We start from the raw sequence: 19,263 nt of genomic DNA on the forward strand, positions 1-19,263 counted from the left end.
GTTACCCCGACCAGACAAATAAGGACATAAAGTTACGTCCGGGAACGTTCTTGAAATGGAATTTGGCAAATGACGACTCCGACCTTTGATAACCGCGATGGTTATATCTGGTATAATGGTGAACTTAAACCGTGGCGTGAAAGCACTTTGCATGTGCTCAGCCATGCTGTCCATTACGGGAGTGCGGTATTTGAAGGGGAACGTTCCTATAACGGCAAGGTTTTCAAGCTGGCCGAACATGGCGAACGTCTGATCAAATCCGGCGAAATCCTGGACATGAAGATCCCCTATAGCGCCGCAGAACTTGATGATGCCGTCGTCGAGACACTGGCTGCCAACAACATTACCGAGGGCTATGTCCGTCGCATTGCCTGGCGCGGTAGTGAAATGATGGGTGTTTCCGCCCAGACCACGCGCATCAATGTGGCGATTGCCTGCTGGGAATGGCCAAGCTATTTCGCGCCGGAAGAACGCCTTAAGGGCATTCGTCTGGATCTGTCGAAATGGGCCCGCCCGGCACCGAACACAGCACCGACCAATGCCAAGGCATCGGGCCTTTACATGATCTGCACGCTTTCCAAGCACGAAGCAGAACGCAAGGGTTATGCCGACGCGCTGATGCTTGATTACCGTGGTCAGGTGGCTGAGGCGACCGGGGCAAACGTCTTCTTCATCAAGGATGGCCAGATCCATACCCCGAAACCCGATTGCTTCCTGGATGGCATTACCCGCCGTACCGTGATCGCGCTGGCCAAAGAGCGCGGGTATGAGGTTATTGAACGCGTCATCATGCCTGAAGAGATGGCAGACTTCGAAGAATGCTTCCTGACTGGAACGGCTGCTGAAGTCACGCCGGTGGCTGAAATCGGCCCATACAGCTTCACCCCGGGTCAGGTCTGCAAGACCATGATGGAAGACTATATGGCACTGGTCCGCGGCGAGAATACGGCTGTCGCGGCTGAGTAAATTTTTTTGAATAATCGGATCGATTATTCACATTTTTTAAAAAACACCCCGGATGTTTCACGCCGGGGTGTTTTTCTTTGCATTCTCTCACACGGCGAAATTTTTCATCCAGTGGTGGATGACATTCCGATCTTGTGGTCTCATATGCTGTCGGCTGCTATCATACGTAATGCCACCGTTACCGGACAACCGCATGACACCTAACACGGGTGCTTCGAGTACCATCGTCAGAACCAGCATCTTTGTTGCTGCGACGCTTGCGTTGTCTGCGTTGTCTGTGCTGGCAGCGGTTACCAGCGGCCCCGCCTATGCCGAGGAGGCGGCCGAACTCCGTTTTCCCGTGCGCGAAAGCGAGTACGACGCTGTCTTGTCCTGCCAAAATGACACCAATCCAGCCTGCCGGTCCTGCCTTGCCGGCAGGCCGAGCAGTGCGTCGCTTGTGATGTATTCCATCTTGCACCAATCCCTGACGGCAGGCGGGCTTGATGCGAAGATAAACGTGGTGCCATCACCGAATTCCGAACGCAGCCGCATGATGATCCGCAACGGCAATGCCGATGTCAAATCGGACTGGGAGTTTAATATTGATGCGGATCCCAATGCCCTGAAATCCGCCCCGATCCTGCGCCGGGGCGACTTTGAAAAAGGCATCTATGTCCGCCAAGGCAGCGTAACACGCGGCTATAACGAGCCGATTTCCAATGTCCATCACATGAGCGCGGTATCCATCCGCACCTGGCGGCTGGATTGGGAGGTGCTTGAGAACCTTGCACCGGCGAGCCTGACCAGTGCAGCAACCAAACAGCAAATGTATGCGTTGATTGATGCTGGTCGGGCAGATTTCACCCTGCTTGAATTTTCCAGCGCGCCGGGCATGGTTCGGGTTCTGGAGGGTATCAAGCTTTATCCGATGCCCGGGATAAAGGTGATCCTGCCAGCTAGCCAGCATTTCATGATCTCGCGCCATTTACCGAACGCAAACAAGGTCGTCAGAGCAATCAATGCCGGGATCAGCGCGCTTCACACCAATGGCTTCATTCACCAATGCCTTGTGAATAGCGGCATCATCAATGAACAGGTCCGCGACTGGCGCATCCTGAACCCAACAGAAGACCAGCGCGCACACCAGAAAACCGTCCCGTCAAACTGAGCTGCCCCGCCTGGCAGAAAACAAGCCGCATGCCTTAAGTATGAGGATTAGAAGTCGTCTGTTTTTCAGACGGATACGCGGGATTTCCGCCCTTTGCCCCGCAGTCAAACAGACCACTAGCAAGGCGGAATATAAATCCTCATACAATTAAAAACGCATCAGAGGCAATTCGGTGTTTCACAGCGATTTTGCGCCCGTGCCACAAAATGATCACATTGAAATCCGGAACGAGAGCAGCTCGCAGCCGTTGGCAAGGTGTCACCAATGAAAGGAGCGACATCATGCCTGCGATTGATACCGCAAAGATCCTGATTCTTGCCACCGATGGCTATGAACGGTCTGAACTGCGTGTTCCGCTTGAAAAATTGTCAACCCACGGGGCCGACGTCAAAATCGCATCGCCCAAATCTGATCCGATCAAAAGCTGGGATAAAAGCGATTGGGGCGACACGGTCGATGTCGATGTCGAAGTCAAAAATGTCGATATCAAAGACTATGACGCGCTGGTCATCCCCGGTGGGCAGATCAACCCGGACCTGCTGCGCAATGACGAAGCGTCTGTCAGTCTGGTGCGCGAGTTTGTCGCATCGGGCAAACCGGTTGCGGCCATTTGCCACGGCCCGTGGCTTCTGATCGAGGTCGGCGCGCTGCGTGATCGTCATGCAACGTCATTTGCGTCGATCAAGACCGATATGCTCAATGCCGGTGCGCTGTGGCGCGACGAGGCTGTGGTCTGCGAAGACGGCATTGTGACGTCGCGTTCACCGCAGGATCTTGATGCCTTTGTCAGCAAAATCGTCGAGGAAGTCAGCGAAGGCACGCATCACCAGCGTGCGGCATAAGACCAACCAGGATGGTCTAAACACCCTCAAAGCAACGGACGGATGGCACAGGCCATCCGTCCGTTTTGTGTTTGATCGTTACCGTACCAATTTGGCGTCGCTATTCAGCGTGCTTTGGTGCGGTGAATGTCGGACCCGGATGAACATCCGGAAGTTCGGTCTCGTCGACATAGGCATCGGGCAGGTTATGGTCAGCCTCGTGCTCGGTCTCGTACCACTGCTTGTAGCGGTAAAGGACGAGTGAATCGCGACCAAGGCCACGCAACAACCCATACATCATAACCAGAATAACCGCCGCAAACGGGAAGCCCGCCACAACGGCCGCAGCTTGCAGGGCTGATAGCCCGCCTGCCACCAGAAGGACCGCCGCAATCACGCCTTCGGTCGTGGCCCAGAACAGGCGCTGAATACGCGGCGGGTTGGCATCGCCACCGGCCGTCAGCATGTCGATGACAAACGATCCACTGTCAGAAGAGGTGACAAACCAGATCACGATCATCACGATGACAACCGTGGTGACAAACTTGGTCAGCGGCATGAATTCAAGCAGCTTGAAGATCGCACTGCCGTAACTGGCCTTGGTGGCCTCGATCAAACCGGGATCGCCGATCATTTCCATATGGATCGCAGCCCCGCCAAAGGCGGTAAACCAGAAGAACAGGATGAAGACCGGAATAAACAGAACGCCAAGCGTGAACTCGCGCACCGTGCGGCCCCGCGAAATGCGGGCAATGAAAATGCCGACAAACGGCGACCACGAAACCCACCAGGCCCAATAGAAAATCGTCCAGCCGGTCTGCCAGTTGGTATCGGTGTAGGCTTCGCTCCAGAAACTGATGACGACCAGATTGCTGATATAGTTGCCGACATTTTCAACAAAGCTGTCGAACACAAACAGGGTCGGGCCAAATATCAGAACAAAGCCCAGCAACAGGAAGCTCAGCTGGATATTAAGGTTACTGATCCGCTTGATGCCGCCATCAAGGCCCGCCATGACCGAAATGGTCGCAAACACGGTAATGATGGCAATCAAAATGATCTGGACCGGCATCGTGTCGGGAATACCAAACAGCGAATTCAGACCCGAGCTGATCTGCATGACGCCAAGACCAAGGGTCGTGACAATGCCAAACATCGTGCCAAACACGGCGAGAATATCGACCACATGGCCCCAGGTGCCATAAATCCGTTCGCCAATGATCGGATAAAGGGCGGAGCGGATCGAAAGCGGCAGACCCTTGCGATAGTGGAAATAGGCCAGCGACAGGCCAACGATGCAATAAAGCGCCCAGCCATGGATGCCCCAATGCAGGAACGAAATCGTCATTGCCTGTTCGGCCGCGGCAATGCTTTCGGGTTCGGCCATGGGCGGTGCGAAATAGTGATAAAGTGGCTCTGCCACCCCCCAATAGAGCAAACCGATACCAATGCCGGCACTAAACAGCATGGCCGTCCAGGAAAACAGGCCATATTCCGGCTTGTCGGTCTGACGGCCCAGACGCACCCGGCCATAAGGCCCGATTGCAAGATAGAGACTGACCACAACAGCCAGGTTGGCCACAATGATCAAAAACCAGCCGAAATAGTTCCCGATTACCGATTGCGCGGCGGAGAACAGCGCACCTGCGGTTTCGGTAAAGGCCGCGCCGAATATGATGAATCCCAAGATCAGGACGGCCGATACCGAGAAGACCGGCTTGCTGACCCGCGGGAAGGGCCCGAGCGGCCCCACCTTCATTTTGTCGTCCATGATTACCTCACTGTTTCGGGTATCCAACTTTTCGTTGTTTATGCCCCTGTCCAGTTCAGGGGGGCTCCCGGAACTGATCAAACATGCGGTCCGTACCCGAGCCGGACTGCGAGGCGGCTTTGATTAGGCACTTCAGGTCTTTCTTCAGCTGTTTTGGCAGACGAGTTAAGGCAGCGCCGACCAGCCGTCCCACATGGCTGGCCGACGCTGCTTCTTACTCCCCTCGCGGGAAGCGCTGTTTGTCTTCGAGTTCATTGAGATCCATGTGATTACGCATGTAGCGTTCGGAGGCCTTTTGCAGCGGCTGATAATCCCACGGGAAGTAAGAGCCGTTGCGCAGCGCCTCATAGACAATCCAGCGGCGCGCCTGACTTTCGCGAACCGCAGAGTCAAACGCATCAAGGTTCCACCGCGCATCACGCTGCACGCGAAATGCTTCCATCTGTTCAGCACAGGCCGGATCCGCTGCAAGGTTGGTCAGTTCCTTGGGATCGGCTTCAAGATCGAAAAGCTGTTCAGGATCAAGCGTGCAATAGGTGTATTTCCATTTGCCTTCACGGATACAGACCAGCGGGGCATAGGAGCCTTCGGCGGCATATTCCATCAGCACCGGTTCGGTGCGCGCCTTGCCATCAAGCATCGAGCACAGTGACATCCCGTCAGTCCATGGCTGTACCTCTTCCATGGAAATGCCCGCGAGATCAGCGACTGTCGGCGTGACATCAAGGCTTGAGACCGGATCGGTATAAAGACCCGGCGTGATGTTCGGCCCGGCCATCATCAAGGGCACACGGGCAGAGCCTTCAAAGAAGCTCATTTTAAACCACAGACCCCGCTCGCCCAGCATATCGCCGTGGTCGGAGACAAAGATGATGATGGTGTTGTCGAGCTGACGGGTGTTTTCAAGCACCTCCATGATCTGACCGACCTTGTCATCGATATAGGAGATGTTGGCGAAATAGGCCTGACGGGAGCGTCTGACATCTTCCTTTTGGATGTCAAAGGCGGTGTAGTCGCTGGCATGCATCAGGCGCTGGGAATGCGGGTCCTGATCATCAAAGTCAAACGGCGCAACATCGGGTTCAAGTTCCGGGCAATCTTCATACAGATCCCAGAATTTCTTGCGTGCAACATACGGGTCATGCGGATGGGTGAAGCTGACCGTCAGGCACCACGGGCGTTCGTCATGGCCGCGCGACAGGTCATAAATCTTGTGCGTCGCGTTGTAGGCGACCTCGTCATCATATTCCATCTGGTTGGAAATCTCGGCAACACCGGCACCGGTGACGGATCCGAGGTTGTGATACCACCAGTCAATCCGTTCACCCGGTTTGCGATAATCCGGCGTCCAGCCGAAATCGGCCGGGTAGATATCGGTGGTCAGGCGTTCTTCAAACCCGTGAAGCTGATCTGGACCGACGAAATGCATCTTGCCCGACAGACAGGTGTAATACCCCGCGCGACGCAAGTGATGGGCATAGGTCGGAATGTCCGAGGAAAATTCGGCGGCGTTGTCATAGACCCGGGTGCGATGGGGCAACTGACCGGCCATAAAGGATGCACGTCCCGGGGCACAAAGCGGGGAGCCGGTATAGCAATTGCGGAAACGTGCCGAGCGACGTGCTAGCTTGCGCAAATGCGGCGTATGAAGGAAATCTGCAGGGCCATCGGGGAACAGCGTTCCGTTCAACTGGTCGGCCATCAGGATCAAAATATTCGGGGACGTCATGTATTATGCACTCCTTCACAGGGTGCAATCCGCCGATCACCAAGATGGCAGCATTGACGAGAAAAGCACCCCTGGGTCGTTTGGTTCGAGCCCGCGCCAGCCGTAAACCCTGCCCCTTTTCGGGTGCGTTTTATCGGGTCTTATTGTTATTCCGCTTGACGCATGCTTCGTTAACGACATTAAATTCATAAATTGACACTCAAAGAAACCCGGTGTTTTTTAATCACTTCCATAAAGAATTTTTATAATGCAAAGACCACTCGACATTGGCTGGCTGAGAATTTTTGAAGCCGTTGGGCGGCTGGGCAGCCTCACACGGGCCGCCAATGAACTGGGATTGAGCCAGCCTGCGGTGACCTATCAGATCAAGCGGGTCGAAGATCAGCTGGGCGTATCGCTGCTGCATCGGTCACAGGGCGGCAGCCGATTGACCGATGCGGGTGAAGTCCTGTTTGAGGCGGTCAAAAGCAGTGTCGAAAATATTGACAAAGCCGTGCGCGATACCCGCCGGTCTTCACAGGACCATGCGGTGCGGATCTTTACCGATTTCGGGTTTGCGGCCTTCTGGTTGATGCCGCGTGTGACCGATTTCCGTCGCCTGCACCCCGAAGCTGAAGTCCATATCATTGCATCGCAAGGCCTTGATGATGAACTTGGCCGCGAAACCGATGCTGCCATGTTATTCGGGGCAGCAGAAGATTTCCCCGAGACGGCACAGCTTCTGATCCCGGAGCGGGTGGTACCGGTCTGCACGCCGGGTTTTCTTGAACGGTTTGGCCCGTTTGATGATCCCGCGCAGTTTGCCCGTGCACCGCTACTGCACCTGGAAGTTACCGGCAAGTCACGCTGGCTGACATGGGAAAGCTGGCTTGCCGATCACGGGATTGACCGCAAACCGGCACAAGGCGATCTTGGTCTGAACACCTATGGCTTTGTCATTCAGGCCGCCCTTGCCGAACAGGGCGTCGCGCTGGGGTGGCGGGGGTTGATTGAGCATCACATCGACCAAGGGTCACTTGTCACGGTTGGCGCGGAAGTCAGCCGCCCGGATCGCGGATACTGGGTGGTACCCAGCCGGTCGGTCAGCGATACGACAATCACGTTGCTGGACTGGTTGACCAACGAGACCTGACACCTCTGAAATCTTGCATTGTTTTGCTGTAACCTTGGCGCAGTGTTCCCTAGAGTGGTGGTTCGCGTACACCACAATCGACAGGGGATTTTTCATGACAGAGCATGGCTATAACAGCGGGCGGTTGAACCTGCCCTTCGTTGGCATTTCGACCTTTTCCAAAAGCCCCTATGTCGAGAACTGGGATGCGATTGATGCCGATGTTGCGATCCTTGGCGCACCGTTTGATTTCGGCACCCAGTGGCGATCCGGTGCCCGGTTCGGGCCGCGCAGCATTCGCGAGGCATCGACACTTTTTGCCTTTGGCCATGCCGGGGCCTATGACCATGAAGATGACGTGACCTATCTTGAAGGGGTCCGGATGATCGATATTGGCGATGCCGATATCATTCATACCGACACGATCAACAGCCACGCCAATATCGAGTTTGGCGTGCGCAAGATTTTGGCCGCCGGTGCCCTGCCCGTGGTTCTGGGCGGCGATCATTCGATCAATATTCCCTGTATCAATGCCTTTTCCGATCAGGAACCGGTGCATGTGGTGCAATTTGACGCCCATCTGGATTTCGTCGATGAACGCCACGGCGTGCGCAACGGCCATGGCAACCCGATGCGCCGTGCGATTGAAAAGCCGTGGGTATCAGGCATGACCCAGCTTGGCATTCGCAATGTGTCGTCCACCGCCAAGGAAGGATACGACTATGCCCGCGAACAGGGATCGGACATCCTTTCCGTGCGCCAAGTTCGCAAGCTTGGTGTCGAAGGTGTTCTGGAACGTATTCCGGCCGGGAAACGATACTACCTGACGATTGATATTGACGGGTTTGATCCGTCCATTGCGCCTGGCACCGGCACGCCCAGCCACGGCGGGTTCCTGTATTATGACGTGCTGGAAATCATCGCCGGCCTTGCCAAGCGCGGTGATATCGTCGGCATTGATCTGGTGGAAGTCGCGCCGGATTACGATCACACCGGCACAACCGCCATTCTGGCCGCGCAAATATTGCTTAATACCATCGGGCGGATTTTTGCTGCGCGGGACAAATAAGGGCAGACACCGCTGGAAAAACGTCCGCTTGATGAACAGGATCAGGTCATAGCAACAACCCCACATATGTGGTAATGTGGGTTTGTACATTTTTTGGGAGATTGCCCTATGAGCCGCTTGACGATCGACATCACCGAGCAGCAGCACCAGAGCCTGAAGGCAACGGCGGCCTTGCAGGGCAAGACCATCAAGCAATACGCGCTTGAACGTTTATTCCCGGACGATGCCAATGCCGACAAGGCATGGATGGAGCTGAAAACCCTACTCGAAAATCGTATCCAGGATGGGGTTGCGGGGAACGTTTCGTCCAAAAATATCGACGAAATCCTTGAGGAAGAATTGAGCGAGAAGCCTGCGTGACGGGTTATGTCCTTAGCGCAGAGGCAGAAGCCGATCTGCGCGGGATCATTCGCTATACCAACAATGAATGGGGCCCAGCACAAGTGCGGCGCTATGTCGCCACGCTGGAAAAGGGTATTGATGATCTCGTCGCCGGACGTGGTTCATTCCATGACATGAGCGAACTTTTTCCGAACCTTCGGATGGCGCGCTGCGCGCAGCATTACGTCTTCTGTCTGCCACGCAAAAATGCGCCCGCATTGATCGTGGCGATTTTCCATGAGCGCATGGACCTTATGACGCGACTGGCTGACAGAATTCGATAGCGCGGTCGGGGCAAGCGGCACGAGATCCCCGCCTTCGCGGGGATGACGGTGTAAGGCGTTACGGCCAGTTGGCTTCGGGCGGAAGCGACATCAGGATGGCTTCGGTGTTGCCACCGGTCATCAGGCCAAAGCGCGTGCCACGGTCATGGAGCAGGTTGAACTCGACATAGCGGCCGCGCTTGATCAGTTGGGCGCGGCGTTCGTCATCGGTCCAGGATTTGTTGTAGTGGCGCTTGACCAGTTCCGGATAGATATCGCGGAAAGCACGCCCGACATCCTGGGTAAAGGCAAAGTCGGCTTCCCAGTCAGCATCCAGATAATCATAGAAAATGCCGCCAACCCCGCGCGGTTCGTTACGGTGGGGCAGCCAGAAATATTCATCGCACCATTTTTTGAACCGGTCGTAATAGTCATCGCCATGGGCATCGCAGGCAGATTTAAGCGCGCCATGGAAATCGGCGGTATCTTTTTCCTGCGGGAAGACCGGGGTCAGATCGGCACCACCGCCAAACCATGCCTTGGTGGTGACGATGTGCCGCGTGTTCATGTGCACGGCCGGAACATGGGGCGAGCATGGATGGGCGACCAGTGAAATGCCCGCGGCCCAGAAATTGGGGTTTTCATCGGCACCGGGGATTTCCTTGCGGAACTTTTCGGAAAATTCGCCATGCACGACCGAGATATTGACCCCGACCTTTTCAAACACCCGGCCCTTCATGACCGACATCTCGCCGCCGCCCTCATTCTCACCGCGTTCCCATACGGTGCGTTCAAAACGCCCCGGTGCACGATCGGAAAGCGGTCCTTCGTAGCTGTCCTCAAGCGCCTCGTAACTGGCGCAAATGTCATCACGCAATTGGCGGAACCAGTCCTGGGCGATCTGTTTGCGTTTGGCAACGACGGCATCGTCGACCTTGTGGTCGGTGCTCGTTTTCATTGCCTGTTTTGCAGCAATCTTTGCGTCCGTCATTGCGTCACTCACTTGGTTCATTCACTGGGCTTGGGAAAGCCATTGGTCTGTCGGAGCGCTTCGCCCAATGTCATTGCGGTTGCCATGGCGACATTCAGCGAGCGCATTTGCGGCTTCATGGGAATGACGACGCGGGCATCGACATAATCATGCACCTGATCGGGCACCCCTTTGCTTTCGGACCCCAGCATAAGGATATCATCGGCGCGAAATTCGAAATCGCAATAGGGTTCGGCCCCCTTGGTCGTCAGCAACACCAAACGTCCCGGCAGGGTTCCGTCTTCGCGGGCCTCGACAAAGGCGCGCCAGTTGGCATGGCGTATATAATCGGCCTTTTCAAGATAATCCATCCCCGCACGTTTGAGTGCCGCCGAGGTCAGCAAAAATCCGCACGGCTCGATGATATCGACCGGCAGGCCAAAGCAGGCGGCCATGCGCAGGATCGTGCCGGTATTTTGCGGAATGTCGGGTTCGAATAAACAAATTCTCATGGCGTCTTTTAGAATCGTTGGTGAACAAATGTCGAATCAGTTCGTCAGGGACATATAATTACCCGTTAACGCCCCTATTAGACTTTTTTGGAATATGAAGAACTAAACCGCCAAGTCCTTGGCGAACAAAAGCCGGGATACCCGCAATTACGCTATGTTTTACCGAATTGTGCAGCGCAAAACCCAATGATCTGGTTGAATGCAAACAATTTGCAACTCCAAGTTCTCCTTAACAAACTGAATTTTTGTTAGTATACGGACCGTCAAACAGGCCTAAGGGCTTTTAGCGGCAAGATTGTTTGATTTTCATCAATGGAAAGCAAACGGGTTTGCCCTAAGTCTTGGTTTGGCATTCCGCATGCCTGTTTTGGGGGCAGAAAGAGGGATTAATTATGTCGCAAACGGTGCATTCCTCCGGCGAACACCAGCCGGACGAGAACCGCAGGGATTTCCTGACCTTGGCGACCACAGCAGTTGGCGCCGTTGGCGTTGGTTGCGCGTTGTTGCCGTTCGTGGACAGCATGAACCCGTCCAAGGACGTTCTCGCACTTGCCTCGGTTGAGGTTAATTTGGCCAACATCCCCGTTGGTCAGGCAATTAAGGTCATGTGGCGAGGCAAACCTGTCTTCATCCGCCATCGTACCGAACGCGAAATCAATGAGGCCGAAGACGTCGCATTGAACGAACTCGTCGATCCACAGAGCGACGATGCACGCGTCGAAAAGAAAGAGTGGCTGATTGTCGTCGGCGTCTGCACCCATCTGGGCTGCATTCCGATGGGCACGGCCACAGGCGAAACCCGTGGGGATTATGATGGCTGGTACTGCCCATGCCATGGCTCGCACTATGATACGTCGGGCCGTATCCGCCGCGGCCCCGCGCCGTTGAACCTTGTCGTTCCGGAATATGAATTCCTGACCGACACGTCGGTCCGGATCGGGTAAGGAGCAGGTAGATGAGCGCACCTCAGTGGAACAACAAAGTGGTCAAGTGGGTTGACGACCGTCTTCCGGTCATCTCCATGCTGCACCACTCTGCATACGAATATCCGACACCGAAAAACCTGTCCTATATGTGGAACTTTGGTTCCCTGGCCGGGTTTGTTCTGGTGACGATGATTCTCTCCGGGATTTTCCTGGTGATGAACTACACCCCCCATACCGATATGGCCTTTGAGTCGGTCGAGCGCATCATGCGTGATGTGAACTACGGCTGGCTGATCCGCTATATCCATATGAACGGCGCTTCGATGTTCTTCATCGTTGTGTTCATTCACATTTTCCGTGGCCTGTATTACGGGTCATACAAAGCACCGCGCGAGATGCTGTGGTGGATCGGTATCCTGATCCTGCTTGCGATGATGGCAACCGCGTTCATGGGCTATGTCCTGCCGTGGGGCCAGATGTCCTTCTGGGGTGCGACGGTTATTACCAACCTGTTCTCTGCCTTCCCGATCATCGGTGATCCGCTGGTAACCTGGCTTTGGGGCGGTTTCTCGGTTGATAACCCGACACTGAACCGGTTCTTCTCGCTGCACTATCTGATGCCGTTCGTCATTCTGGGCCTTGTTGTCCTGCATGTCTGGGCACTGCATACCGTGCGTTCGAACAACCCGACCGGTGTTGAAATCAAAACGCCGCAAGACAGCATTCCGTTCCACCCGTACTACACGATCAAGGATCTGTACGGTCTGGGCGTATTCCTGATCTTCTTCTCGGCGTTTGTGTTCTTTGCACCGGATTATCTGGGTCACCCGGATAACTACATCCCGGCGAACCCGCTGGTCACCCCGCCGTACATCGTGCCGGAATGGTACTTCCTGCCGTTCTATGCGATCCTGCGGTCGATCGACTTCACCATCTTTGGCATCCCGGCGAAACTGCTTGGCGTGCTGGCGATGTTTGCCTCGATCGTGATCCTGTTCGTTATTCCGTGGCTTGATACCTCGAAGGTTCGCAGCTCGAAATTTCGTCCGGTCTACAAATGGTTCTTCTGGCTGTTTGTGATCGACACCTTCATCCTCGGCTATTGCGGGGCGAAGGCACCGGATGACTACTTCCTCGGTATTCCGGGTCTGAAAGTCATCGTGATGGGTCAGCTTTCGACGCTGTATTACTTCGCGCACTTCCTTGTGGTCATGCCATTGGTTGGAAAAATGGAACGAACCAAACCGCTTCCTGCAAGCATCAGCGAATCTGTTTTGAAGGAGGGTGCAAATGCGTAAGTTCGCACTGACCGCAATTGCTGCCGCCTTCGCGGTAACCGCATTCACTGGTGGTGCAGCCAAGGCTGCCGGCGACGCGCCGGTGCCCGAGGCACAGGATTGGAGCTGGCAGGGTCTGTTTGGCACCTATGACCGTGCACAGCTGCAGCGTGGCTTCCAGGTCTACAAGAACGTTTGTGCCGGCTGTCACAGCCTGCGTTTCATTGCCTTCCGTAACCTTGAAGGCATTGGATTCAACGAAGAGCAGATCAAGGCGATTGCGGCCGAGTATGACATCGAAGATGGTCCGAACGACGATGGTGACATGTTCACCCGTCCGGGCATCCCGGCTGATTACTTCCCGTCTCCGTTCCCGAACGAAAAGGCTGCGGCTGCTTCGAATGGCGGCGCCGTTCCGCCGGATCTTTCGTTGATGAACAAGGCACGTGTCAATGGCCCGGACTATGTGTTCGGCCTTCTGACCGGCTATGAGGAAGAAGCACCCGAGGGCTTCGACCTTGCAGACGGAAAGTACTACAACCACTACTTCCCGGGCCATCAGATCGCCATGGCTCCGCCGCTTTATGACGAAGCGGTCGAGTACACGGACGGCACGCCGATGACCCTGGAACAGCATGCACGTGATGTGACCGCGTTCCTGAACTGGACAGCACAGCCAGAGCTTGAAGCCCGCAAGGCGCTTGGCATGAAAGTGATCCTGTTCCTGATCGTGTTCACCGCAATGCTTTATGCGGTCAAACGCAAAATCTGGCGCGACGTCGAACACTAAGACGTCGCTTCAGACACAACGTTTAGACAGGCCACCTTCGGGTGGCCTGTTTTTTTGTGCCCGCAGATTAAATCGTCGGGCAATCAATAGGCAAAATAGGAAACGACCAGCCGGTCAATCTCGCCGCTATCGCGCATCTCACGCAGGACCTGATCAAGCGCGTCGGCAAACTGATCGCGATAGGGCCAGTTGCCATCCGGGTCCGGCCCGAATGCGACATAGCCGAATTCCTGACCAATGATCGCGACTTCGTTAAACAGGCGGGACGTTGCATTATCCACACCCAGTTCGCGCATCCCCGCCAGAATGGCCATCCGCTCATTGACATAACAATCAACGCGGCCTGCCATCAGGAAACGCAGATTACTGGCCGTGGTGTTGGCTTCTTCAAGCGTAATCCGGCCAGCCTCGACCATGTCAAAGAATGCCGGACCAGCCAGGCGGTAGCCGGCATTATTGGCAAAGCGTGCGCCTCTGAAATCTTCCGGGAAAAGGTGCAGCTCGTTGCTTTGGGCGTAATCCTTGCTGCAAATCACCACCACGGTTTCGCGCAGAATCGGGATGGAATAACGTTCGATCCAGTCCCGGTCCGCACGTTCATAGGGTGGGAAAAACCCCATGATCTTGCCGCTCTCGAGCAGATCCATCCCGCGGCGAAACGGCACGCTAACGATATCAAGCTGATAGGCTGGCAGATGTTCAAACGCCTCTTGCAGGATGCGGACATAAATGCCGTCAGCCACCGCACCATCCAGAAAGGCATAGGGTCTGTTGCTGTCTTCGGCATAGAGCGTGATGGTCCGCGGGACGTTGCTGTCCTGCACTGTTTGGGCCGTCGCCATATATGCCCCGGCCAGCGCATGGCCGACAAGCATGCTACCTGCAAATCTGACTGTATTTCGCAATGCGTTCCTGAAATTCATGGTTCTATTATTCAGACAAACCTGTGCTGCCTGTCAATTGCGATGGCGTAACACCATGTTTCAGATCAGTCGGTTTTCTTGACCGTCTGATGATCTGACGCCGTTTTGGACTTGGCCGCCTGCCCGTCATCAGCATCTTCGCAACACTCCCTGTGCTGCCGGTTGCCATCGGCCGGACGCAGTGGCGGGACCGTAACGGGGATATGGACAAGACGGCGTTTGCGTTGCGGCGTGCCGGAACTGGCGTAAAGCTGCTTTCCGGCCTCGACAATCGAGACACCGGCAAAGGCCTTGAACAGGCGCGAGCCGATATTTTCAAACATTTGCGACCACCGCAGCAGAAGCCGGATGTTGGTTGGCGGCATGAAAAGCGCACGGCTGTGCTGGACCGGCAGGAACATGTTTTCGCGCAGCAGGTTTTGCAGCTGCGACACGCTATGGGGATGGCCATAGCCAAAGGGCGTTTTTTCCGACCACGACCAGAGCGAGCTTCGGTTGGGTGTCACCACAACAATCCGGCCATTGGGCGTCAGTACGCGCCAGCATTCGCGCATCAGGCGACGCATCGAGTCCGTATGTTCGACCAGATGCACAACCAAAATGCGATCCACCGAACTATCAGACAGCGGCAACATGGTTTCTTCGGTCAGTGCCACACGGTTGTCTTCACCGGCAGGCCAATGAACGCAGCCCTGCTGGGCTGGCATGAAGGCCATGACGCGCTCCGCCTCGCCAATAAATGGGCGCAAGTACGGCGTGGCATAGCCAAAGCCCAGCACCCGCATACCGCGGACATCCGACCACATGACGCGCAAACGCCTGCGGATCAGGCGCCGTGCGGCCTGCCCGATGCTGCTGGCATAAAAACGGTGAAGATCAACGACATCCTGACGCATGCGATCAGCCTATCATCCCCGGTCCAGCACGGGAATGTTTTTGCGTGATTGTTTCAAGACACTAGGCTCAGGACCTATTAATTTGATTGGAATGGCAGACGTTGTATTTGTGAAATCCAAGGAAAGGCCCGCCGGGCGGGCTGGTATCCCGGCCTAGGGGTTTGACGCAGGAGTTTGCAAATATAACGTCTGTCCTTTGGAGTCACCGGGTTTGCACGGGCAACTTTGTTGCAAAGCCTTGAAAGATACATATCTTCCTGCGGTTTTGCTTCGCGTATCCGCACAAACCCGGTGAACCATTCAAACCAAATTAATAGGTCCTGAGCCTACATCCTGATAGTCTTGCCCAACAGATAAATTACATTTTGAGGTACGCCATGGCTGCGGGTGAAGTCATCGTCATTCCCTGTCTTTCAGACAATTACACCTATCTTGTGCGCTGCCACCGCAGCGAAGTCACCGCCATCATCGACCCGGGCGAAGCAGCCCCGGTGATTGCCGCACTTGAAGAGCGTGACTGGAACCTTGATCTGGTGATCAACACTCACCACCACCATGACCATATCGGCGGCAATGCCGAATTGATCGAGAAATACGGTGCCAAATTGCTCGGTCCGGCGGCGGAAACCGCACGTATTCCCGACATGGATGAAACCTGTGCCGAGGGTGATCAGGTTCTGATTGGCGACCTTGAGGGCAAGGTTTTCGATGTCCCGGGCCATACCAGCGGGCATATTGCGTTTTACTTCCCGGCAATCACAGCGCTGTTTTCAGGTGACAGCCTGTTTGCACTTGGCTGCGGGCGCCTGTTTGAAGGCACGCCGGAACAGATGTGGCATTCCTTGCAGAAATTCCGGGGCCTTCCGGCGAGCACGCAAGTCTATTGCGGTCATGAATATACCCAGGCCAACGCGAACTTCGCCAAAACGATTGAACCCAACAACCCGATTTTGACGGCACGCTGTCAGGATATTGACGGACTTCGTGTCCGCAACTTGCCGACCATTCCATCGCGCCTGGATGTGGAGCTTGCCACCAACCCGTTCCTGCGCGCCGATGACCCGTCCGTTGCCGAGGCAATTGGAATGAACGGCGAAAGCCCGGTTGCGATCTTTACCGAGATTCGCAAACGCAAAGATAATTTCTAGGAAGCTGATCGCAGATCAGGCCATCTGTTTGAACAACACGTTCTGATCAAGCAGATAGCGCGAAAACAGCGGCAGACTTGCCGCGCCTATGGCGCGTGCGGCACTGCCTACCTGTCCCTGTTCGATGCGCGGGCTTTCAATTCCCTGTAAATCAAGTTCTGAAATGGCAGCGCGCGTGGCCGCAACCACCCGATCACAGACATCGGCCGGGAAACCGCCATCAACGATAACCGCTTCGAAATCAATCACCGAACAAACCGATGTAATGGCAATCGCCAGACTGCGTGCGGTATGGGAAATCCAGATATCAAGGGTATCCCCCAGCCCGTGCCAGTAGTCCGGATCGCGCCACAGCATTGCCGGGTCACGACCTTCGCGGGTCAGCATTTCTTCAAGCACGAAGATAGATGCCTGATCGATCAGCTGGCTGGGGTGACCGCTGCGCGACGATACCGGCATGGAACCAAACGCGCCGGCATTGCCCGTACGTCCGGCGTAAAGCGCCTGATTAAGCACCACCCCACCGCCAATAAATGACCCGATAAAGAAATAGGCGAAGTCGGAATAGTTGGGACCAAGACCAAAGACCAGTTCCGCCCCGCAGGCCGCTGTCGCGTCATTTTGCTGAAAGACCGGGAATGGCACGATGGCGCCGATGGTTTCGACCAGATCAACCTCACGCCAGGCATTCATGTCTTCGACGGGCGCGCCGACTTCATCGACCCAGTTCCAAAGCTCAAACGGGGCGGCTATTCCGACCCCGGCGATGCGATCAATCTGATTGCGGGACAGACCGGAAATGATGTCATCGACCGATTCCCGGACAAACCGGCGAATACCATCAGGTGTCGGATACTTATAGGCTTCGCGTTTGGTTGCCCGTACTGACCCAACAAAATCCATCAGGATCAATTCAGCACTGCGTCGGCCGATTTTAAGACCAAAGGAATAGACCCCGTCGGGATTGAGCGCCATGGGTACTTTGGGCTTGCCAACCTTGCCACGCACCGGGGTGCCGCGCATCAAGAGGCCGTCTTTTTCAAGAGCACGCATGATCACGGAAACGGTCTGGGCAGAAAGGCCCGAAAGCCTTGCGATATCGGCCTTTGACAAACCGGCATTTCGACGCACAAGCGACAGCACAAGCCGTTCGTTATAGGCACGCACGCGAAGCTGATTTGCGCCCCCGCCAGGATGCAACGGACGCGTATTGCGATCATCCGCCCCGGTATCATCCGGGTTTGCAGAGATGCTGTCTGTCATTTGGTCCTCCCACTCAGACATTAGATAGCCTGATTACCGTTCACAGTGACAGGAATAATTAATAAATCAATCGGATTTATTAATTGACAGCCTCGCCCATTTGGTGTGTCGTAAGCGCCATGCAGGTTGAAGGCCCAACCCAAAAAACTGCGCCACGACCTGTTGGAAAACAATCAAATCAGGCCCAAATGGCCACATATTCAGGTTCAATCCTGGGAGGAAACAAATGAAGAAAGCACTTCTTGGCGCGGCCCTTGGTGCGCTTGCACTTGGTATTTCCGCTGAACCAAACACCGCAAAAGCCGATGAAATCGGCGCCTGCCTGATCACCAAAACCGACATCAACCCGTTCTTTGTCAAAATGAAGGAAGGGGCATCTGCCAAGGCCGAAGAACTTGGCATCGATCTTTCGACCTATGCCGGCAAGATTGACGGGGACCATGAAACGCAGGTTCAGGCCATCGAATCGTGCATTGCATCAGGTGCAAAGGGCATCCTTCTGACCGCGTCGGACACCAAGGCAATTGTACCGGTCGTGAAAAAGGCACGCGACGCTGGCTTGATCGTGATCGCACTCGACACGCCGCTTGAGCCGATTGATGCGGCCGATGCGACCTTTGCCACGGACAACTTCAAGGCCGGTGAGCTGATTGGTCAGTGGGCGGCCGCCAAGCTTGGCGACAAGGCATCCGACGCCAAAATCGCCATGCTTGACCTGGCACCGAGCGCGCCATCGGTTGATGTGCTGCGCGATCAGGGCTTCATGAAAGGATTCGGGATCGACATCAAGGACCCCAACAAGATCGGGGACGAGGATGACGACCGGATCGTTGGCCACGATGTGACCAACGGCAACGAGGAAGGCGGCCGCACCGCGATGGAAAACCTGATGCAGCGCGATCCTGACATCAATGTGGTTTACACCATCAACGAACCGGCAGCAGCTGGCGCCTATGAAGCACTTAAGTCGTTTGGCATGGAAGACGGCGTTCTGATCGTCTCGGTCGATGGCGGTTGCCCGGGTGTCGCCAACGTCAAGGACGGCGTGATTGGTGCGACCTCGCAGCAATATCCGTTGCTGATGGCATCCAAGGGCATCGAAGCGATCAAGGCATGGGCTGACAGCGGTGAAAAGCCGCAGAACAGCCAGGGCCTTAACTTCTATAACACGGGTGTGAACCTTGTGACCGATCAGCCGGTAGACGGTGTTCCGTCGATTGACGTTGCCGAAGGCATGGATCGCTGCTGGGGTTAATCCGGGGCTTATCCTGACCTGCTTCGAAGGAGGGCAGTATTA

At 55.4% G+C, this 19,263-nt stretch carries 19 protein-coding genes; 12 read left to right on the forward strand and 7 right to left on the reverse strand.

Annotated elements, in window-relative coordinates; genetic code table 11:
* The first annotated feature begins 69 nt into the window (after positions 1–69).
* The 3 genes from AUQ43_RS11585 to AUQ43_RS11595 all read left to right on the forward strand — a co-directional run bounded on the left by AUQ43_RS11585 (position 70) and on the right by AUQ43_RS11595 (position 2,958).
* Positions 70–966, forward strand: coding sequence for a branched-chain amino acid aminotransferase (locus AUQ43_RS11585; RefSeq protein WP_062956429.1), 897 nt, complete (start codon positions 70–72; stop codon positions 964–966).
* A gap of 193 nt (positions 967–1,159) precedes the next feature.
* The gene (locus AUQ43_RS11590; protein WP_114129793.1) at positions 1,160–2,116 is read left to right on the forward strand and encodes a hypothetical protein; all 957 of its coding nucleotides are present in this window, start codon (positions 1,160–1,162) and stop codon (positions 2,114–2,116) included.
* Between the two features lie 281 nt (positions 2,117–2,397).
* Positions 2,398–2,958: a DJ-1/PfpI/YhbO family deglycase/protease gene (locus tag AUQ43_RS11595; RefSeq protein ID WP_062956431.1), complete on the forward strand. Its 561-nt coding sequence runs from the start codon at positions 2,398–2,400 to the stop codon at positions 2,956–2,958.
* A gap of 100 nt (positions 2,959–3,058) precedes the next feature.
* Here AUQ43_RS11595 and AUQ43_RS11600 read toward each other — a convergent pair whose 3' ends face one another.
* Together AUQ43_RS11600 and betC are read right to left on the reverse strand one after the other, a co-directional pair.
* A complete protein-coding gene (locus tag AUQ43_RS11600) occupies positions 3,059–4,708 on the reverse strand; it encodes a BCCT family transporter (protein ID WP_062956432.1) in 1,650 nt (549 codons plus the stop codon).
* A 214-nt stretch (positions 4,709–4,922) separates the two neighbouring features.
* Positions 4,923–6,437 (reverse strand): choline-sulfatase, encoded by a 1,515-nt coding sequence (gene betC / locus AUQ43_RS11605; RefSeq protein ID WP_062956433.1) that lies wholly within the window; start codon positions 6,435–6,437, stop codon positions 4,923–4,925.
* 247 nt (positions 6,438–6,684) lie between these two features.
* On the opposite strand from betC, the gene AUQ43_RS11610 reads away from it, so the two are divergent.
* From AUQ43_RS11610 to AUQ43_RS11625, 4 genes are all read left to right on the forward strand, one after another.
* Positions 6,685–7,569: a LysR substrate-binding domain-containing protein gene (locus AUQ43_RS11610; protein WP_084272078.1), complete on the forward strand. Its 885-nt coding sequence runs from the start codon at positions 6,685–6,687 to the stop codon at positions 7,567–7,569.
* A gap of 94 nt (positions 7,570–7,663) precedes the next feature.
* On the forward strand, positions 7,664–8,617 hold the full coding sequence (gene speB / locus AUQ43_RS11615) for an agmatinase (protein ID WP_062956435.1): 954 nt from the start codon (positions 7,664–7,666) through the stop codon (positions 8,615–8,617).
* Between the two features lie 108 nt (positions 8,618–8,725).
* On the forward strand, positions 8,726–8,977 hold the full coding sequence (locus AUQ43_RS11620; RefSeq protein WP_062956436.1) for an antitoxin: 252 nt from the start codon (positions 8,726–8,728) through the stop codon (positions 8,975–8,977).
* Complete coding sequence (locus AUQ43_RS11625; RefSeq protein WP_062956437.1) at positions 8,974–9,282, forward strand: type II toxin-antitoxin system RelE/ParE family toxin; 309 nt, start codon at positions 8,974–8,976, stop codon at positions 9,280–9,282. The genes AUQ43_RS11620 and AUQ43_RS11625 overlap by 4 nt, the downstream gene beginning before the upstream one ends.
* 58 nt (positions 9,283–9,340) lie before the next feature.
* On the opposite strand, the gene hemF is transcribed toward AUQ43_RS11625, so the two are convergent.
* Positions 9,341–10,219: an oxygen-dependent coproporphyrinogen oxidase gene (gene hemF / locus AUQ43_RS11630; protein WP_062957265.1), complete on the reverse strand. Its 879-nt coding sequence runs from the start codon at positions 10,217–10,219 to the stop codon at positions 9,341–9,343.
* A 50-nt stretch (positions 10,220–10,269) separates the two neighbouring features.
* Positions 10,270–10,743, reverse strand: coding sequence for a tRNA (cytidine(34)-2'-O)-methyltransferase (locus AUQ43_RS11635; protein ID WP_062956438.1), 474 nt, complete (start codon positions 10,741–10,743; stop codon positions 10,270–10,272).
* Between the two features lie 392 nt (positions 10,744–11,135).
* On the opposite strand from AUQ43_RS11635, the gene petA reads away from it, so the two are divergent.
* Genes petA through AUQ43_RS11650 form a run of 3 tightly spaced genes read left to right on the forward strand, consistent with a single transcriptional unit; the run spans position 11,136 to position 13,736 of the window.
* Positions 11,136–11,687, forward strand: a complete 552-nt coding sequence (petA, locus tag AUQ43_RS11640; RefSeq protein ID WP_062956439.1) for a ubiquinol-cytochrome c reductase iron-sulfur subunit — start codon at positions 11,136–11,138, stop codon at positions 11,685–11,687.
* 11 nt (positions 11,688–11,698) lie between these two features.
* A complete protein-coding gene (locus AUQ43_RS11645) occupies positions 11,699–12,967 on the forward strand; it encodes a cytochrome b N-terminal domain-containing protein (protein ID WP_062956440.1) in 1,269 nt (422 codons plus the stop codon).
* A complete protein-coding gene (locus AUQ43_RS11650; RefSeq protein WP_062956441.1) occupies positions 12,960–13,736 on the forward strand; it encodes a cytochrome c1 in 777 nt (258 codons plus the stop codon). The genes AUQ43_RS11645 and AUQ43_RS11650 overlap by 8 nt, the downstream gene beginning before the upstream one ends.
* Positions 13,737–13,819: 83 nt before the next feature.
* Here AUQ43_RS11650 and AUQ43_RS11655 read toward each other — a convergent pair whose 3' ends face one another.
* Together AUQ43_RS11655 and AUQ43_RS11660 are read right to left on the reverse strand one after the other, a co-directional pair.
* Positions 13,820–14,611: an ABC transporter substrate-binding protein gene (locus AUQ43_RS11655; protein WP_062956442.1), complete on the reverse strand. Its 792-nt coding sequence runs from the start codon at positions 14,609–14,611 to the stop codon at positions 13,820–13,822.
* Between the two features lie 113 nt (positions 14,612–14,724).
* Positions 14,725–15,555 (reverse strand): class I SAM-dependent methyltransferase, encoded by an 831-nt coding sequence (locus AUQ43_RS11660; RefSeq protein WP_232310663.1) that lies wholly within the window; start codon positions 15,553–15,555, stop codon positions 14,725–14,727.
* Positions 15,556–15,932: 377 nt separating this feature from the next.
* Here AUQ43_RS11660 and gloB point away from each other — a divergent pair, with 377 nt between their 5' ends.
* Positions 15,933–16,703 (forward strand): hydroxyacylglutathione hydrolase, encoded by a 771-nt coding sequence (gene gloB, locus AUQ43_RS11665; protein WP_062956443.1) that lies wholly within the window; start codon positions 15,933–15,935, stop codon positions 16,701–16,703.
* A 15-nt stretch (positions 16,704–16,718) separates the two neighbouring features.
* Here gloB and AUQ43_RS11670 read toward each other — a convergent pair whose 3' ends face one another.
* Positions 16,719–17,966, reverse strand: coding sequence for an ROK family transcriptional regulator (locus tag AUQ43_RS11670; protein WP_114129792.1), 1,248 nt, complete (start codon positions 17,964–17,966; stop codon positions 16,719–16,721).
* Positions 17,967–18,192: 226 nt separating this feature from the next.
* Between AUQ43_RS11670 and AUQ43_RS11675 the strand changes: the two genes are divergently transcribed.
* Complete coding sequence (locus AUQ43_RS11675; protein ID WP_062956444.1) at positions 18,193–19,221, forward strand: sugar ABC transporter substrate-binding protein; 1,029 nt, start codon at positions 18,193–18,195, stop codon at positions 19,219–19,221.
* Positions 19,222–19,263: the final 42 nt, after the last annotated feature.

This window comes from Thalassospira sp. MCCC 1A01148 (genome assembly GCF_001613795.1).
In the GTDB taxonomy this organism is placed as follows: domain Bacteria; phylum Pseudomonadota; class Alphaproteobacteria; order Rhodospirillales; family Thalassospiraceae; genus Thalassospira.

Coding starts and splice junctions, on each gene's coding strand:
- AUQ43_RS11635 (WP_062956438.1), bottom strand. CDS start 10,743: ATGAGAATTTGTTTATTCGAACCCGACATTCCGCAAAATACCGGCACG.
- AUQ43_RS11655 (WP_062956442.1), bottom strand. CDS start 14,611: ATGCTTGTCGGCCATGCGCTGGCCGGGGCATATATGGCGACGGCCCAA.
- AUQ43_RS11595 (WP_062956431.1), top strand. CDS start 2,398: ATGCCTGCGATTGATACCGCAAAGATCCTGATTCTTGCCACCGATGGC.
- AUQ43_RS11660 (WP_232310663.1), bottom strand. CDS start 15,555: ATGCGTCAGGATGTCGTTGATCTTCACCGTTTTTATGCCAGCAGCATC.
- AUQ43_RS11585 (WP_062956429.1), top strand. CDS start 70: ATGACGACTCCGACCTTTGATAACCGCGATGGTTATATCTGGTATAAT.
- AUQ43_RS11675 (WP_062956444.1), top strand. CDS start 18,193: ATGAAGAAAGCACTTCTTGGCGCGGCCCTTGGTGCGCTTGCACTTGGT.
- speB (WP_062956435.1), top strand. CDS start 7,664: ATGACAGAGCATGGCTATAACAGCGGGCGGTTGAACCTGCCCTTCGTT.
- hemF (WP_062957265.1), bottom strand. CDS start 10,219: ATGAAAACGAGCACCGACCACAAGGTCGACGATGCCGTCGTTGCCAAA.
- AUQ43_RS11670 (WP_114129792.1), bottom strand. CDS start 17,966: ATGACAGACAGCATCTCTGCAAACCCGGATGATACCGGGGCGGATGAT.
- petA (WP_062956439.1), top strand. CDS start 11,136: ATGTCGCAAACGGTGCATTCCTCCGGCGAACACCAGCCGGACGAGAAC.
- betC (WP_062956433.1), bottom strand. CDS start 6,437: ATGACGTCCCCGAATATTTTGATCCTGATGGCCGACCAGTTGAACGGA.
- AUQ43_RS11620 (WP_062956436.1), top strand. CDS start 8,726: ATGAGCCGCTTGACGATCGACATCACCGAGCAGCAGCACCAGAGCCTG.
- AUQ43_RS11645 (WP_062956440.1), top strand. CDS start 11,699: ATGAGCGCACCTCAGTGGAACAACAAAGTGGTCAAGTGGGTTGACGAC.
- AUQ43_RS11600 (WP_062956432.1), bottom strand. CDS start 4,708: ATGGACGACAAAATGAAGGTGGGGCCGCTCGGGCCCTTCCCGCGGGTC.
- AUQ43_RS11650 (WP_062956441.1), top strand. CDS start 12,960: ATGCGTAAGTTCGCACTGACCGCAATTGCTGCCGCCTTCGCGGTAACC.
- AUQ43_RS11590 (WP_114129793.1), top strand. CDS start 1,160: ATGACACCTAACACGGGTGCTTCGAGTACCATCGTCAGAACCAGCATC.
- AUQ43_RS11610 (WP_084272078.1), top strand. CDS start 6,685: ATGCAAAGACCACTCGACATTGGCTGGCTGAGAATTTTTGAAGCCGTT.
- gloB (WP_062956443.1), top strand. CDS start 15,933: ATGGCTGCGGGTGAAGTCATCGTCATTCCCTGTCTTTCAGACAATTAC.